Annotated in this window: 13 protein-coding genes and 1 tRNA gene; 8 read left to right on the top strand and 6 right to left on the bottom strand. The window is 67.4% G+C overall.

Translation table 11 applies throughout. The features are described from left to right. The first annotated feature begins 36 nt into the window (after positions 1-36). The 3 genes from ACX40P_RS06920 to ACX40P_RS06910 are packed head-to-tail and all read left to right on the top strand — an operon-like array spanning position 37 to position 6063. Positions 37-1155 (top strand): pectinesterase family protein, encoded by a 1119-nt coding sequence (locus ACX40P_RS06920; protein WP_459125589.1) that lies wholly within the window; start codon positions 37-39, stop codon positions 1153-1155. Between the two features lies 1 nt (position 1156). After that, entirely contained in the window at positions 1157-4465 is a 3309-nt protein-coding gene (locus ACX40P_RS06915) for a TonB-dependent receptor domain-containing protein (protein ID WP_459125588.1), read from the top strand. 17 nt (positions 4466-4482) lie between these two features. Beyond that, on the top strand, positions 4483-6063 hold the full coding sequence (locus ACX40P_RS06910; protein WP_459125587.1) for a family 43 glycosylhydrolase: 1581 nt from the start codon (positions 4483-4485) through the stop codon (positions 6061-6063). Between the two features lie 3 nt (positions 6064-6066). Here ACX40P_RS06910 and ACX40P_RS06905 read toward each other — a convergent pair whose 3' ends face one another. The 4 genes from ACX40P_RS06905 to ACX40P_RS06890 all read right to left on the bottom strand — a co-directional run bounded on the left by ACX40P_RS06905 (position 6067) and on the right by ACX40P_RS06890 (position 8968). Next, the gene (locus ACX40P_RS06905) at positions 6067-6276 is read right to left on the bottom strand and encodes a hypothetical protein (RefSeq protein WP_459125586.1); all 210 of its coding nucleotides are present in this window, start codon (positions 6274-6276) and stop codon (positions 6067-6069) included. 49 nt (positions 6277-6325) lie between these two features. Then, a complete protein-coding gene (locus ACX40P_RS06900; protein WP_459125585.1) occupies positions 6326-6979 on the bottom strand; it encodes a GntR family transcriptional regulator in 654 nt (217 codons plus the stop codon). A 61-nt stretch (positions 6980-7040) separates the two neighbouring features. Then, entirely contained in the window at positions 7041-8039 is a 999-nt protein-coding gene (locus ACX40P_RS06895) for a 4-hydroxyproline epimerase (RefSeq protein ID WP_459125584.1), read from the bottom strand. 14 nt (positions 8040-8053) lie between these two features. Beyond that, positions 8054-8968: a dihydrodipicolinate synthase family protein gene (locus tag ACX40P_RS06890; RefSeq protein WP_459125583.1), complete on the bottom strand. Its 915-nt coding sequence runs from the start codon at positions 8966-8968 to the stop codon at positions 8054-8056. A gap of 69 nt (positions 8969-9037) precedes the next feature. Here ACX40P_RS06890 and ACX40P_RS06885 point away from each other — a divergent pair, with 69 nt between their 5' ends. After that, positions 9038-10252, top strand: coding sequence for an NAD(P)/FAD-dependent oxidoreductase (locus ACX40P_RS06885; RefSeq protein WP_459125582.1), 1215 nt, complete (start codon positions 9038-9040; stop codon positions 10250-10252). Between the two features lie 16 nt (positions 10253-10268). Further along, positions 10269-11468: a M24 family metallopeptidase gene (locus tag ACX40P_RS06880; protein WP_459125581.1), complete on the top strand. Its 1200-nt coding sequence runs from the start codon at positions 10269-10271 to the stop codon at positions 11466-11468. 11 nt (positions 11469-11479) lie between these two features. Here ACX40P_RS06880 and ACX40P_RS06875 read toward each other — a convergent pair. After that, positions 11480-11555, bottom strand: a tRNA-Ala gene (locus ACX40P_RS06875). 118 nt (positions 11556-11673) lie between these two features. Next, on the bottom strand, positions 11674-11991 hold the full coding sequence (locus ACX40P_RS06870; protein ID WP_459125580.1) for a TIGR02300 family protein: 318 nt from the start codon (positions 11989-11991) through the stop codon (positions 11674-11676). A gap of 102 nt (positions 11992-12093) precedes the next feature. Here ACX40P_RS06870 and aroA point away from each other — a divergent pair, with 102 nt between their 5' ends. From aroA to rpsA, 3 genes are all read left to right on the top strand, one after another. Further along, positions 12094-13440 (top strand): 3-phosphoshikimate 1-carboxyvinyltransferase, encoded by a 1347-nt coding sequence (aroA, locus tag ACX40P_RS06865; protein ID WP_459125579.1) that lies wholly within the window; start codon positions 12094-12096, stop codon positions 13438-13440. Continuing rightward, the gene (gene cmk, locus ACX40P_RS06860; RefSeq protein ID WP_459125578.1) at positions 13437-14072 is read left to right on the top strand and encodes a (d)CMP kinase; all 636 of its coding nucleotides are present in this window, start codon (positions 13437-13439) and stop codon (positions 14070-14072) included. Before aroA ends, cmk begins: the two co-directional genes overlap by 4 nt. A gap of 196 nt (positions 14073-14268) precedes the next feature. After that, entirely contained in the window at positions 14269-15975 is a 1707-nt protein-coding gene (rpsA, locus tag ACX40P_RS06855) for a 30S ribosomal protein S1 (RefSeq protein WP_459125577.1), read from the top strand. Positions 15976-16075: the final 100 nt, after the last annotated feature.

Genomic DNA, 16075 nt, shown 5'->3' with positions numbered 1-16075 from the left:
AGCATAATCCGCCGCGTATCTTGAGGGAGGGGACGGATGCAGCGTGATGGCGACAGGGGCGATATCGGCCGGGCGATGCTCGACCGTCGCAGCCTTATTGCCGCCGCCGCGACCGTCGCTCTAGCTCCCCTACCCGCCGCCGCTCGCACCCAGCCCGTCCTGACCGTCAGCACCACGCCGGGCCGCGATCGTTTCCCGACCCTGACCACCGCCATCGCCGCGGCGGCCACGCTGAACACCGCCGTGACCATCCGGCTGACGAAGGGCGTGTGGCGCGAAAAGCCGGTCGTCGACGTCGCCGACCTGACGATCGTCGGCGATGGCCCCGACTCGATCCTCGTCCACGGCACCGCCGCCGGTCACTTCCGCCCCGACGGCACCCGCTACGGCACCGGCGGATCGGCGACTCTGACCGTCACCGCGCCCGGCCTGATCCTGCGCGACCTGACCATCGCCAACGACTTCGACTATCTCGGCAGTCGCCGCGACGCCGCCGGCAACGGTGCGCAGGCCGTTGCCCTGTCGATCGCGCCGGGCGCCGGCTGCACCGCTCGGGTCGAGCGTTGCACACTGACGGGCTATCAGGACACGCTCTATATCCGCGACGGGCGACAGTGGTTCACCGACTGCCGCATCGTCGGCGGTGTCGATTTCATCTTCGGCGGCGCGCAGGCTCGCTTCGACCGCTGCCGAATCGTCAGCCGCGCCGTGCAGGCTCCGGTCGCCGGCTATATCGCCGCGCCGAGCACGCCCGCGGTCAAGCCCATCGGCTTCGTCTTCCACCGCTGCCGCCTCGAACGGGAGGCGGGCCTCGCCGACGCCACCGTCTATCTCGGCCGACCGTGGCGCGCCGGCGGCAACATGGCATTGCTCGGTGCCGCTGCTTTCATCGACTGCTGGATGGATGCGCACATCCGTCGCGATGGCTGGACCAGTATGGGCTATTCGGCACCGGACGGCACCCGCCCGATGCTGACGCCGCAGGAAGCGCGGCTGTTCGAATACGGCAGCCGCGGCCCCGGCGCCGGGCCCGCCGGCGACACCCGCCGCATGCTCGACGCGCGCGCCGCCGCTGCGATGCTGGCGGCGACCCAGATCACGAACGGGCGATCGCGCAAAAGCGCGACGCAGGACACGACCCAGGGAGGGAAATGACATGAAGACTTCGACGACGATGCGGCTGGGGGCCGCCTCCACGCTGGCGATCGCGGTCGCCGCGCTGATCGGCGCGACGCCGGCCTCGGCTAAGGACGAAGCTACGCCGAAGCCGGCCGCGGTCCCCACTCCCATCACCCAGCAGGCGACGACCGCCACGACGCCCGAACAGGCATCGGATGCCGAGGCGTCCGACATCGTCGTCACCGGCTTCCGCGCCAGCCTGGAAAACGCGCTCGACCTGAAGCGCCGCTCGAACCAGATCATCGACGCGATCACGGCGGAAGACATCGCCGACTTCCCCGACGCCAACCTGGCCGAATCGATCCAGCGTCTGCCTGGCGTCTCGATCGATCGCGATAATGGCGAGGGTCGGACGATCACCGTCCGCGGGCTCGGCGGCGACTTCCAGCAGACCCGCCTGAACGGGGTCGACGCCCAGTCCGCGGCGGGCGGTGCGGGGTCCGATAGTGGCGCGAACCGTTCGCGCGGGTTCGACTTCAACACCTTCGCTTCCGAACTGTTCGGCGGCGTGAAGATCACCAAGTCGACCGCTGCGGTGAACGACGAAGGGTCGCTGGGCGCGATCATCGACCTCACCACCGGGCGTCCGCTGTCCTTCAAGAAGGCGCGCTACTCGTTCGGGGCCGAGGCCGAGTATCGCGAGAACGGCAAGACCATCAATCCGCGCCTGACCGGCCTCGTCTCCGGTCGCCTGACCGATACGCTCGGCATCCTCGCGACGGTCGCCTACCAGAAGCAGGAACAGCAGATCGACGGCTATCGCCGCGCGATCGGCGCGTTCGACTATGCCTATCGCGGATCGCAGCTGAACGGCGTGACGCCGCCGACCTACGGCTTCGCGCGTCCGTCGACGGCCGGCACCGGCGCGACCTTCGGATCCAATCCCGCGGCCTACAACCTCATCACGCCGACGACGATCATCCCCGCCCTCGCCTCCATCCAGCGTCAGACGCTGTCCTACGATCGCCTCGGCGCAACGGTGACGGCGCAGTGGCGCCCCAGCAGCCGGACCGAGATCATCCTCGACGGCGTGTTCTCGCGCTATCAGCAGGACAGCATCCAGCAGGGCATCACCACGATCGGCCTGAACCGCAACGGCACCAATGCGCGCGTTGCGCAGAATACGCTGCGCGCCGCCAATACCGCGAACGGATTGGCCGATCGGCTTGCACTTTATGCGAATTGCGTACCCTCGGCGATCGTCAACTGCGCGGGCACGGAGGGCAGCGCGACCATCCTGCCGGGCACGCAGGCCAGCTACAATCCGAACAACTTGAACACCTACGACTATTACAACGCGACGCGCTCACCCGGCTACATCGCCAATGCGCAGTCGATCGCCTATTACAACGAGCTGATCGGCCGCCCGAACACGAAGATCCGCGCCGCCAACGTCAACGCCGCCGGACAGGCCGATTATCTGGTGCTCGATGACGTCGACTGGCGCAGCTACGCCGACGCGCAGTTCGGCACGACCGACTTCTATCAGGGCACGCTGAACGCGACGCAGGAGATCACCGATCGCTTCCGCGCCGAGCTGACGGCCGGTTATTCGAAGTCGACGTTCGAGGCGACCGGCCTGCTCGCCGAATTCAACGCGATCGATCAGGACGGCTACACCTTCGACGAGCGCGGCGGCGGCAAGATGCCGGTGTTCAACCCCGGCTTCGACGTCGCCAATCCGACCAACTGGTCGCTGGTGAAGGGGCTGTCGACCATCCGCTACTTCACCAATATTGTGTCGAACGAGTACAAGGTCGCGCGCCTGAACTTCGCGCTCGATGCGATCCCCGATCAGCTGACGCTGCGCTTCGGCGGCACGATCAAGCAGTTCGATTTCGAAAGCGATCAGGGCCGCCGCAACCAGTCGATCGAGGCGATCAACCCGACGCTGGCGGAGGCGCGGCTGGCGATTACCGATCTCGGCCAGACGGTCGGCTTCGGGCAGGGTCTTCAGGTGCCGGCCGGTACGCCGGGCAGTTTCTATGCCCCCGATCTCGTCAAGTTCCGGCAGCAGTTCGGCATCGACTGCAACTGCGTCAACAAATGGGGCGATTTCCGCGCGGTGGTCGACGGGCGTCAGCGCAATTCGGTGACGGAGCGCGACCTGTCGGGCTTCTTCCAGGTCGATTTCAACTTCGACGTATTTGGCGCGCCGTTGCGTGGTGACGTCGGCATGCGCGTCGCCCGCACGCGGGTGAACGGCCGCGGCAACGTCGGCGGCAGCGACGGCGTCGCCGGCCTGCCGGTCAGCGCGAAGAACCAGTATTTCGACTGGCTGCCCTCGACCAACCTGACCTACGAACCCGCGCGCAACTTCCTCATCCGCTTCGCCGCGGCGAAGGTCATCGCGCGCCCGCAGCTGGCCAGCCTGACGCCCGGCACCACTGCCTTCCCGAGCGGCCTGCCGACCAACGGCTCCGCCCCGTCGGTGACGGTCGGCAATCCCTACCTCAGCCCGTTCCGCGCGACGAACCTCGACCTCAGCTTCGAGAAATACTTCGGCCGCGGCGGCCTCGTCGGCGTGACTTTGTTCAGCAAGAAGATCGATAGCTTCCCACAGCAGATCGCCGCGGAAGTCCCACTGTCGGCCGTATTCGAGCCGGCGGTGTATCAGGCCGTGCTGGCGTCGATCCAGAACGTAGCGCTGCGCGACTACACCAATCAGAACGGCGTCTACGCCGTTCGCCAGTTCAACGACGCGCCGGGCGGTACCATCCGCGGCGTCGAGGTGAACGTGCAGTCGAATTTCTTCTTCCTGCCCGCCCCCTTCGACCAGTTCGGCGTGGCGGCGAACTACACGCACATCGAATCGAAGCTGAACTATCTGACCGGCACGGTTCTTTCGACGGTGGCGGGCAGCTCGGCATCGACCGCGGTGAACACGTTTGCCGAAGGACCCTTCCTGAACACCTCCCCGGATGCGTTCAACGCGACCTTCTATTTCGAGAACAGCCTGTTCTCGGCGCGCCTCTCCGGCGCGTTCCGCAAGCGTTACGTGAACCGCTTCCCGCTCGCGTCGGGCACCTGCTCGGTCGGCACGACCACCAATGCGGGCGCGGCCTGCAACTCGCCGGTCGTCGCGGACTTCGGCTATAACGAGGACACGCTGAACCTCGACTTCGCGCTGGGTCTCAACGTCACCGACTGGGCCAAGCTGTCGCTCGAGGGGCGCAACCTGACTAATAACCCGCAGTATCGGACGATGTACGAAGCCAACCCGGTGTCGCAGACCTATGCCAGCACCGGGCGCATCATCACCGCCGGCCTGCGCATGACCTTCTGACGATAGGAACCGTAAGGATGCGACTGACCCGACGATCCGCCTTCGGGCTCCCCCTCGTCGCGGCGGTCGCATCGCCGGCGATCGGCCAGCGCCGGTCGCCGGCCGCGCCCGACTGGGCGCGCGGCTACGACCATCAGCGCGTCGCCGATCTGGGCGACGGCCGCTTCCTCAACCCGCTGATGGCGGGCGACCATCCCGACCCCACGATCCTGAAGGATGGTCGCGATTACTACATGACGTTCTCGACGTTCGATTCCTATCCCGGCCTCGTCATCTGGCATTCGCGCGATCTGGTGAATTGGGTGCCGATCACCGCTGCGCTGACCCGCAACATCGGATCGGTCTGGGCGCCCGAGCTGACGAAGCACAAGGGCCGCTATTTCCTCTACATCCCGACCAAGAACCCGACGACCAACTGGGTCATTTGGGCCGACGACATCCGCGGGCCCTGGAGCGATCCCGTCGACCTGAAACTGCCGAGCCACATCGATCCCGGCCATGCGGTGGGAGAGGACGGCAGCCGCTGGCTGTTCCTGTCGGGCGGCGACCGCGTGCGCCTGTCAGACGACGGCCTCCGCCGCATCGGCGAACCCGAGCACGTCTACGACCCGTGGCGCTTTCCATCCGACTGGACGGTGGAGGGCTTCGCGCCGGAGGGGCCGAAGGTGCTGCGCCGGGGCGGCTGGTTCTACCTGATCCTCGCGGTCGGGGGCACCGCCGGCCCGCCGACCGGTCACATGGTGATCGCCGCCCGCTCCCGCTCCATCAACGGCCCGTGGGAGAATTGCCCGCACAACCCGCTCGTGCGCACCACCGATCTTTCCGAGAAATGGTGGTCGCGCGGCCATGCGACCCTCGTCGAGGGACCGGCCGGCGACTGGTGGAGCGTCTACCACGGGTACGAAAACGGCTACTGGACGCTGGGGCGCCAGACGTTGCTCGATCCGGTCGAATGGACCGCGGACGGCTGGTTCCGCATGAAGGGCGGCGACCTGTCGCAACCCATCGCGAAGCCCCGCGGCGGTACCAAGGTCGGCTCGCACGGACAACCGCTCAGCGACGACTTCACGACGCTGGCGATCGGCCGCAAATGGAATTTCTTCAAACCCGCTGCCGACGAGGCGTCGCGCGCCAGCGTCGCGGACGGCGCGCTCCGGCTGGCGGCGCGCGGCAAGGCGCCGTCGGACTCTTCCCCGCTGCTACTGATCGCCGGCGACCAGGCCTATAGCTTCGAATGCGATATCGAGATCGCGCCCGGCGGCACCGCTGGCCTGATCCTGTTCTATGACGAGAAGCTCTATTGCGGCTTGGGTTTCGACGAGAAGCGTTTCGTCACGCACCAATACGGCATCGAACGCGGCCGACCCGCCAATCCCCACGGCCGGCGGATGCGCCTGCGCGTCACCAACGACCGCCACATCGTCAGCTTCCACACATCGGGCGACGGCGGCGCGACGTGGCAGCGGTTCGACCGGGGCATGGAAGTATCGGGCTATCACCACAACGTCCGCGGCGGCTTCCTGATGCTGCGGCCTGGCCTTTATTCAGCGGGGACCGGCACCGCGACGTTCCGCAACTTCCGGTTTCGCGCGCTTTAAGGATCAGACGGTCTTCAACAGACTGCGCTGACGGCTGTCGGCGAAGTGGATCGCCAGCCCGATCGCGTTCCAAAAACAGAAGCGCACGATCGTCGAGCTCGGCAGGCTGAACGGCAGGGGGAGGCAGCGGAGGATCGCGAGGTCCGCACCAGATAAGGCGCGGAATAACGGAACAGCCCCCAGCATGTCCGACGCGGTCCGGCGCAGCACCATCCGGCAGGCGCCGACCGAGATGAAGACTATTGGCGTGCCGGCATGTGTATCAGTCCGCGTGCGCGCTGAATTGCGCCCGCAGGTCGTGGAGCGTGCCACAAATATGTTCGGTCATCAGCAGTTGCAGACGCTCCGCGTCGCGCGCCATCCATGCGTCGATCAGCTTTTGATGCTCGACATGCGCGCGTGCGTTGCGGCCGGCCGGCTTCAGATGCGCGACGACATAGCGTTCGGCCAAAATCGACAGTCGCTCGACCATCTGCGTGGTCAGCAAGCGCCCGCCCGGCCGCACCAGCGCGGTGTGAAAATCACGATTGCGGATCGCCACGTCGCACAAATTGTCGTTCGCTGCGCGATCCAGTTCCTCGAACGCACGGACAGCGGTGTCACGGTCGGATTCCGACGCCACGGTGGACGCGTAGGCAGCGGCGGCGGGCTCGATCGCCAGGCGCAGCGCGTAGATATCGTCCGCCTCGTCCGCCGACATGCCGCGCACGAAATAGCCGCGATTGGCGAGGCTGGTCAGCAGCCCCTCCTGCTCCAACCGCGCCAGCGCCTCGCGCAGCGGGATCTTGCTGACGCCGAGATCGCTGGCCAGCGCATCCTGACGGATCGGCACGTCCTCGGGCAGTTGGCCGGTGACGATCTGTTCGCGGACGATCTCGAACACGCGTTCGGACAGGGTTCGGATGACGATAGTCATGGCAGCCGCGCTCCTTGGCACACGTCAAATCATTTCGATCGCGAAGTACGACCGGCGGGATTCATGTGACTTGGAAACCTTCCCAGAACGCGTCGTCGCGATCAATCCAGATCGTGTTGAAACCGGTGGCAATCGCCGTCCCCTCGATGGACGGCACGATCCCCACCTTGTCCGCGACGGAGGTGGCGGATTCGACCCGGCCGATGAAGCGGCTGCCGATGTAGCTTTCGTGGACGAAGCGGGCGCCCACCCCCAGCCGCCCCTGTCCGACGAGATGCGCGAGCCGCGCCGACGTTCCCGTCCCGCATGGTGAGCGATCGATCGCCTTGTCGCCGTAGAACACCGCGTTGCGCCCGTCGGCGCCGTCGCCGCGCGGTGCGTCCGCCCACAGGACATGACTGACGCCGCGAATCGTCGGGTCGAGCGGATGGACGGGTTCGAATGCGGCACGCACCGCCTCCCGCACCCGACCGCTCAGTTCGATCAGCGCCGACGCGCCCAGATCGTCGAGGCCGGTGTAATTGCCCTGCGGCTCGACGATCGCATAATAATTGCCGCCATAGGCGACATCGACGCTGAGCGGACCCAGGCCCTCGACGTCGATCGCAATGCCCGTCTTTGCGACGAAAGCCGGCACGTTGGTGATGCGCACCGACGTCACTTTCGCGCCATCGACGCTATAGCTGATGTCGATCACCCCGGCCGGCACCTCGACCCGCAGCCACCCCGGCTGCGCGGGTACGATCAGGCCGTGCTCCAGTCCGAAGGTGACGATGCCGATCGTGCCGTGCCCGCACATCGGCAGGCAGCCCGAGGTCTCGATGAACAGGATACCGATGTCGGCATCTTCGCGCGTCGGCGGATAGAGGAACCCGCCGGACATCATGTCGTGCCCGCGCGGTTCGTAGCACAGCCCGGTGCGGATCCAGTCGAACCGCGCCAGGAAGTCCTGGCGTCGCTCCGACATCGACGCGCCCTTCAGCAGCGGCGCGCCGCCGGCGACCAGGCGGACCGGATTGCCGGCGGTATGCCCGTCGATGCAGAAGAAGGTGTGCCGCACTCCCGCGCGCGCCGTCAGGCGGCCTTGGCCAGCCCGAGCGACGGCCGCGTCGCCGCCGCCTGCTCGACCATCGCGATCACCTGCGCACGGCGCTCGCCGACCAGCGGATAGCGCGGCGGCAGGACGCGCTCGGACCCGCGGCCCATCACCTGCTCGGCCAGCTTGATCGACTGGACCAGATCGTGCTCGGCGTCGAGATGCAGCAGCGGCATGAACCAGCGATAGATCTCCATCGCCTTGGCATGATCGCCCCGTTCGAACGCCGCGACCAGTTCCACGGATTCGCGCGGGAAGGCGTTGGTCAGCCCCGACACCCAACCCTGCGCGCCGAGGTACAGTCCCTCCAGCGCGACATCGTCCAGCCCGGCGAACAGCACGAACCGATCGCCGAAATCGGCGCGGATATCGCTGAAGCGGCGGGTATCGGGGGCCGATTCCTTGATCGCGACGATGTTCGGCACATCGACCAGTTCGGCCAGCACCGCGCTGTCGATCATCGTGCGATAGGCCGGCGGATTGTTATAGAGCATGATGGGCAGGCCGGTGTGCTCGGCCACGCCCTTGAAATGCAGCGCCAGTTCGTGCGCCTTGGGCACATAGACCATCGGCGGCAACAGCATCAGCCCGTCGGCGCCGGCCCGTTCCGCCGCCTGTGCATAGCGCACCGCGCGGCGGGTGTCGTATTCCGACACGCCGGTGATGACGGGCACGCGGCCATCCACCACCTCGACCAGCGCCTCCAGAACCGTCGTCTTTTCCTCGAACGTCAGCGAGTTGTTCTCACCCACCGTGCCGAGTGCGATGATGCCGGTCACGCCATCCTCGATAAGATCGTCGACGACGCGCTGTGTATCCGTCAGATCGATCGACAGATCTTCGCGCAATTGAGTAGTGACCGCCGGAAAAACACCCCTCCAACCAATCGACATTACATTCGCCTTACTTGAGTTCGCATATCGTATACGATACGCGGCGGTGCAGTGCAACAGGAGAATAGCGTGCGGGCGACGGTCGTGGGAGGTGGAATCGTCGGATTATGTGCCGCGGTCGAACTGGCCCGCAGCGGCCTTGCCGTGACCGTGCTGGAACAGGATCCCGGCCGTGCCGCAGCGTCATGGAACAACGCCGGCCACATCGCGATCGAACAGGTCGCACCGCTGGCGTCGCTGGCATCGATCCGCTCAGCGCCCGGCCGCCGGTTCGGCAAGGGCGGCGCGCTGGACCTGCCGCGCGACGCCGTCTCCACGTGGCTTCCGTTCGCCGCCCGGATGCTGGCGGCATCGCTGCCACGCCGGTTCGCGCATGGCAGCGCCGCACTGGGTGCGCTGTTGCAGCAGGCGATGCCGGCATGGACCACGCTGACCGACGACATCGACGGGCGCGATCTGCTGCGGGCCGACGGACACTTCGTCGCGTGGGAGAGCGATGCGAGCGCCAGCGCCGGCCGGTCCGCCTGGGCGGCGGCGGATACCGGGACGGCGGGCTTCACCGATGCGACGCCCGGCGAGCTGGCGTGGTTGCAGACCCTGTCGCCCGCGGTACACGATGCCATTCGCTTCACCGGCAGCGGACAGGTCACCGATCTCGCCGCGCTCGCCGACCGGCTGGAGGCCGCGCTGCAGTCGCTGGGCGGGCGGATCGAGCATCGCCATGCGACGCTGCACCTGACGGACGGCAAGGCTGCGATCGACGGTGACGAACCGGACGTGCTGCTGGTCAGCGCGGGCGTGCGATCGGCCGCGCTGCTCGCGCCGCTCGGTCACCGCGCGCCGATGATCGCCGAGCGCGGCTATCACCTCCGCGCCGCGGCGACCGACTGGCCCGCCGACCTGCCGCCGGTCGTGTTCGAGGACCGATCGATGGTCGTCACCCGTTATGCCGATTGCGTGCAGGCAGCGAGCTTCGTCGAGTTGAACCGCGTCGATGCCCCGCCCGACCCGCGCAAGTGGGAGCGACTGGAGCGCCACGTCGCCGACCTCGGCCTGCCGGTCCGCGGCCCGTATCGGCGCTGGATCGGCGCCCGCCCCACCCTGCCCGACTATCTGCCCGCGATCGGGCGGTCGACGCGTGCGGCCAACCTCCTCTATGCATTCGGGCATCAGCACGTCGGGCTGACGCTCGCGCCGATCACCGCGCGGATCGTCGGCGCGCTGGCCCGTGGCGAAACCCCGCCGGTCGCGATCGGGCCCTTCGATATCACCCGCTTCGGCTAACAGGAATGACGACAGAATGAGCATTGGTGGATCGAACGCGGCGACCGAACTGGCCGCCCTGACCCCGCCCAGGACGAGTCCCGCCCCGATCGGGCGCGACGAGCGGCTGGCACGGATCGAGCGCGCGCGTGCGTTGACGGAAGCCGCCGGCGCCACGGCCTTACTGGTCAACGCCGGCGCCTCGCTGCGCTACTTCACCGGCGTGCCGTGGGGCGCGAGCGAGCGGCTGGTCGCGCTGCTACTGCCGGTGACAGGACCGCCGCGGTTGATCTGCCCGGCGTTCGAACGCGGCACGCTGGAGGCCGATCTGGGCATCGATGCCGATTTGCTGTTGTGGGAAGAGGATGAGGACCCGGTCGCACTGGTCGCCGGTGCGCTGACGCAGGGCGCGACGCTCGCGGTCGATCCGCTGCTACCCTTCACCTGGACCCGGCGGTTGCAGGCGGCGGGTCTGACGCTGGTCGACGGCGCCGGCGCGATCGACGGATGCCGCATGGTGAAGTCGCCTGCCGAGCTGGCGCTGCTGTCGCAGGCGAAGGCGATGACGCTGGAGGTCCACAAGCGCGCCGCCGCGATCCTGCGTCCCGGCATCGCCGCCAGCGAAGTCGTGCGCTTCATCGACGACGCGCACCGCGCGCTGGGCACGGCGGGATCGAGCTTCTGCATCGTGCAGTTCGGCCGCGCGACCGCCTTCCCCCACGGCCTGCCCGGTGAGCAATATCTGCAGGAGGACGAGCTGGTGCTGGTCGACACCGGCTGCACGCTGGAGGGCTATCACGCCGACATCACCCGCACCTACGCCTTCGGCACGGTGGCGCAGGAGGTGCACGACATCTGGGCGCTGGAGAAAGCCGCGCAGGCCGCCGCCTTCGCCGCCGTGCGCCCGGGCGTGACCTGCGAGTCGATCGACGCCGCCGCCCGCGCCGTGCTGGAACGCGCAGGGTTGGGCCCCGACTATCGCCTGCCCGGCCTGCCGCACCGCACCGGCCACGGCATCGGCCTGTCGATCCACGAACCCGCGTACCTGGTGCGCGGCGACCGGACGGTGCTCGAGCCCGGCATGTGCTTTTCGAACGAACCGATGATCGTCGTGCCCGACCGCTTCGGCATCCGGCTCGAGGATCATTTCCAAGTGACCGAAACCGGGGCGGCGTGGTTCACCCAGCCGCAGCAGTCGATCGACCGGCCGTTCGGCTGGGGCGCAGCTTTGCGCTAAAAAGGGGGAAGTGGTGGAGCCGAGGGGGATCGAACCCCTGACCTCTGCAATGCCATTGCAGCGCTCTCCCAGCTGAGCTACGGCCCCGAACCTTCGGGATATACCCTGGGAAGGCGAGCCCTCTAGGCGGGCATCGCGCGGTTGGCAAGCGGGTTAGGCGGTCGATCCGAAGAATCTCTTGCCCCTGCCCACTTGCCTCCGATTGTCAGCGTTCCTCGTCCTCGTCGGCCGTCTTGACGCCCAGATCGTCGTCGCCGCCCAGATCGACGTCGTCGTCGGCCGAGGGCTCTTCCTCCTCGACGTCCACGTCCAGATCGTCGTCGGCGCCCAGATCGGCGTCGGCTTCCTTCTTGTCGGACTTCACCTGCTCGAACGGCATCGGCTGCTTCGACTTCAGGATCGGCTCGGGATTCCAGTTCACGCCGCACTCGATGCAGGTGACGGGATCGTCCTTGCCGAGGTCATAGAAACGCGTTCCGCACTTCGGGCACGCACGCTTCGTGCCCCATTCGGGATTCACCATGAACCGCTCTCACAATTCGAATAAAGGGATGTCGCCGACGCAGGCCGGCGAGGTTGGGCGCGCCTTGCCATAGCGCAGGCGCACTGTCAAAGACCGCGCCCGATGGCCCATACCGCATCTCCCTCCCCCGTCACCATCGCTCCCCGCGGCGCGCTGTCCGGCCGGGTCCGTGTGCCCGGCGACAAGTCGATCAGCCACCGCGCGCTGATGTTTTCCGCACTTGCCGTCGGCGAAAGCACGGTCGAGGGGTTGCTGGAGGGCGAGGACGTCCTCGCCACCGCCGCCGCGCTGCGCGCCATGGGTGCGACGATCGTGCGCGAGGGCGACGGGCGCTGGCGGATCAACGGCGTCGGCGTCGGCGGGCTGCTGCAGCCGGCGACCGCGCTCGACATGGGGAATTCGGGCACCTCGACGCGCCTGCTGATGGGACTGGTGGCGAGCCACGCCATCACCGCGACCTTCACCGGCGACGCCTCGCTCACCCAGCGGCCGATGGGCCGCGTGATCGATCCGCTGTCGACGATGGGCGCCGAGATCACCGCCAGTCCGGGTGGCCGCCTCCCGCTGATGGTGCGCGGCATCGTGCCCGCCGTGCCGATCGAATACACTCTGCCCGTCGCCTCCGCTCAGGTGAAGTCGGCGATCCTGCTCGCCGGGCTGAACACGCCGGGCATCACCCGCGTGATCGAGCCGGTGCCGACCCGCGACCATAGCGAGCGCATGCTGGCCGGCTTCGGCGCAGAGCTGACCGTCGAGGAAACCGACATCGGCCGCGTCATCTCGATCCGCGGCGAAGCGGAACTGACACCCCAGCAGATCACCGTCCCCGGCGATCCTTCGTCGGCCGGCTTCTGGCTGGTCGCCGCGTCGATCGTGCCGGGATCAGACATCGTCGTCGAGAACGTCGGACTGAACCCGACCCGCACCGGGCTGATCGCGGCGCTGCGCCTGATGGGCGCCGACATCGTCGAGCAGGATTCGCGCATCGTCGGCGGCGAGCCCGTCGCCGACCTGCGCGCGCGTCACGCCGCGCTGACCGCCATCGACGTGCCGCACGATCTCGCACCATCGATGATCGACGAATATCCCGTGCTGTTCGTCGCCGCCGCCTTCGCCACCGGTCGCACCGTCGCGCGCGGGGCGGAGGAACTGCGCGTCAAGGAATCGGATCGCATCGCTGCCATGGCCGCCGCGCTGACCGCGGTTGGCATCACCGTGGAGGAGCATCCCGACGGCCTGTTGATCCACGGCAACGGCGGCGAGGCTATCCCCGGCGGTGCGACGATCGCCTCGCTGCTCGACCATCGTATCGCGATGAGCATGGCGGTCGCCGGACTGTATGCGCGTCAGCCGGTGACGATCGACGATGCCGCCCCGGTCGCGACCAGCTACCCGACCTTCTTTGCCACGCTGGATTCGGTGTCGGGCGCGACGGAGGCTGCGGCATGATTATCGCGGTCGATGGCCCCGCCGCCTCGGGCAAAGGCACGCTCGCCCGCGCGCTGGCCCGCCATTACGGCCTGCCCCAACTCGATACCGGCCTGCTGTATCGTGCGGTCGCCGCGACCGTGCTGGACGAGGACATGGACCCGGAAATCGAGGCCGACGCCGTCGCCGCCACCAGCTTCGACGACGCGTTGCTGGCGCAGGATCGGCTGAAGGACGACGAGATCGGCAAGACCGCCTCGATCGTCTCCGCCCACCCGCTGGTGCGCGCCGCGCTGCTCCAGCGTCAGCGTCGCTTCGCCACCCAGCCCGGCGGCGCGGTGCTCGACGGGCGTGACATCGGCACGGTCATCGCGCCGCAGGCGGATGCGAAGCTGTTCATCCGCGCCACCCCGATGATCCGCGCGCGCCGCCGCCATGCCGAACTGCGCACGCGCGGTTCGGACGTCAGCTTCGACAAGGTGCTGGCCGACATCCGCGCCCGCGACGATCGCGACTCGACGCGCAGCCTGGCCCCCCTGCGCATCGCCGACGATGCCGCCTTGCTCGACACCAGCTTTCTCTCTATAGACGCCGCCGTCCAGCGGGCGATTTCGCTTGTGGAGGCTCGGACGGCGATCGCGCGCAAGCGATAGCCTGCGGAGCGCGGAGGTGACCGACCCGTTCGACGGGCGCCGCCGGCCGCGCCGTTTTCGCATCTGTCTGTCATGGCCACCACGGCGTCGACGCATGCGGGATGTCGCGACCGGCGTACGGCCGCCGCGACGTTTTGGCCAAGACCGCCGGATACAACCGGCTGGCCGGAAAATACTGAACAGGAACCCGTTTCATATGGCAACTGCCGCCAACCCCACTCGCGACGATTTCGCCGCGCTGCTCGAGCAGACGCTCGGCCAGGCCGACGGCTTCGAGGGCCGCGTCGTCATCGGCACCGTCACCGCGATCGAGAACGATCTGGCCGTCATCGACGTCGGTCTGAAGAGCGAAGGCCGCGTGCCGCTGCGCGAATTCGCCGCGCCGGGCCAGAAGGCCGAGCTGAAGGTCGGCGACGAAGTGCAGGTCTATGTCGATCGCGTCGAGAACGCGAACGGCGAAGCGATGCTCAGCCGCGACCGCGCCCGCCGCGAAGCCGCCTGGGACACGCTGGAAACCGAATTCGCCAACACCGCTCGCGTAGAGGGCGTGATCTTCGGCCGCGTGAAGGGCGGCTTCACCGTCGACCTGTCGGGCGCCGTCGCGTTCCTGCCGGGTTCGCAGGTCGATATCCGTCCGGTGCGTGACGTCACCCCGCTGATGGACATCCCGCAGCCGTTCCAGATCCTGAAGATGGACCGCAAGCGCGGCAACATCGTCGTCAGCCGCCGCGCCGTGCTGGAAGAGACCCGCGCCGAGCAGCGTTCGGGCCTGATCCAGAGCCTGGCCGAGGGTCAGGTGATCGACGGCGTCGTCAAGAACATCACCGATTACGGCGCGTTCGTGGATCTCGGCGGCATCGACGGCCTGCTGCATGTCACCGATCTCAGCTACAAGCGCGTCGGTCATCCGAGCGAAGTGCTGAACATCGGCGATACCGTCCGTGTCCAGATCATCCGCATCAACAAGGACACGCAGCGCATCTCGCTCGGCATGAAGCAGCTTGAGAGCGATCCGTGGGACGGCGCCGGCGCCAAGTATCCGATCGGCGCGAAGCTGTCGGGCCGCGTCACGAACATCACCGAATATGGTGCGTTCGTCGAGCTGGAAGCCGGCATCGAGGGCTTGGTCCACGTGTCGGAAATGTCCTGGACCAAGAAGAACGTCCATCCGGGCAAGATCGTCTCGACCTCGCAGGAAGTCGAAGTCGTGGTGCTCGAGGTCGATCAGGACAAGCGCCGCATTTCGCTCGGCCTCAAGCAGGCTCAGGCCAACCCGTGGGAGGCCTTCGAGGCCGCGCATCCGGTCGGTTCGACGGTCGAGGGCGAAGTCAAGAACGCCACCGAATTCGGTCTCTTCATCGGTCTCGACAACGATGTCGACGGCATGGTCCACATGTCCGACATCGCCTGGGGCATCTCGGGCGAGGACGCGCTCAACCTGCATCGCAAGGGTGAGACCGTCCAGGCGGTCGTGCTGGCGATCGAGCCGGACAAGGAGCGCATCTCGCTCGGCATGAAGCAGCTCGAGCGTGGCGGCCCCGTCACCCCGAACGCCGGCGACAAGCTGGGCAAGAACAACATCGTCACCGTCACCGTTCTCGAAGTCCGCGATGCGGGCCTCGAAGTGCAGCAGGGCGACGATGGCGCGACCGGCTTCATCAAGCGCACCGACCTCGGCCGCGATCGCGACGAGCAGCGTCCGGAGCGGTTCCAGGTCGGCCAGAAGTTTGACGCGATGGTCACCGGCTTCGATCGTTCGAAGAAGCCGACCTTCTCGATCAAGGCGATGCAGATCGCCGAAGAGAAGCAGGCCGTTGCGCAGTACGGTTCGTCCGATTCGGGCGCATCGCTCGGCGACATCTTGGGCGAGGCGCTGAAGGCGCGCAGCACCGACACCAAGTAATCCCACAATGGGGTAGCTTGAGTTGAACTTGAGGGGGCAGCGATCAGAATCGCTGCCCCTTTTCGTTTGTAGTAGTTGATTTAAATTACAATCGCTGCCT

The sequence above is a fragment of the Sphingomonas sp. RS2018 genome (assembly GCF_054489605.1).
This window is presented reverse-complemented; position numbering and strand designations above follow the sequence as displayed.

Bases quoted from the DNA above. Each gene is read 5' to 3' on its own strand.
- cmk (WP_459125578.1), top strand. From the start codon at position 13,437: ATGATTATCGCGGTCGATGGCCCCGCCGCCTCGGGCAAAGGCACGCTC.
- ACX40P_RS06880 (WP_459125581.1), top strand. From the start codon at position 10,269: ATGAGCATTGGTGGATCGAACGCGGCGACCGAACTGGCCGCCCTGACC.
- aroA (WP_459125579.1), top strand. From the start codon at position 12,094: ATGGCCCATACCGCATCTCCCTCCCCCGTCACCATCGCTCCCCGCGGC.
- ACX40P_RS06920 (WP_459125589.1), top strand. From the start codon at position 37: ATGCAGCGTGATGGCGACAGGGGCGATATCGGCCGGGCGATGCTCGAC.
- rpsA (WP_459125577.1), top strand. From the start codon at position 14,269: ATGGCAACTGCCGCCAACCCCACTCGCGACGATTTCGCCGCGCTGCTC.
- ACX40P_RS06890 (WP_459125583.1), bottom strand. From the start codon at position 8,968: ATGTCGATTGGTTGGAGGGGTGTTTTTCCGGCGGTCACTACTCAATTG.
- ACX40P_RS06870 (WP_459125580.1), bottom strand. From the start codon at position 11,991: ATGGTGAATCCCGAATGGGGCACGAAGCGTGCGTGCCCGAAGTGCGGA.
- ACX40P_RS06900 (WP_459125585.1), bottom strand. From the start codon at position 6,979: ATGACTATCGTCATCCGAACCCTGTCCGAACGCGTGTTCGAGATCGTC.
- ACX40P_RS06915 (WP_459125588.1), top strand. From the start codon at position 1,157: ATGAAGACTTCGACGACGATGCGGCTGGGGGCCGCCTCCACGCTGGCG.
- ACX40P_RS06905 (WP_459125586.1), bottom strand. From the start codon at position 6,276: ATGGTGCTGCGCCGGACCGCGTCGGACATGCTGGGGGCTGTTCCGTTA.
- ACX40P_RS06910 (WP_459125587.1), top strand. From the start codon at position 4,483: ATGCGACTGACCCGACGATCCGCCTTCGGGCTCCCCCTCGTCGCGGCG.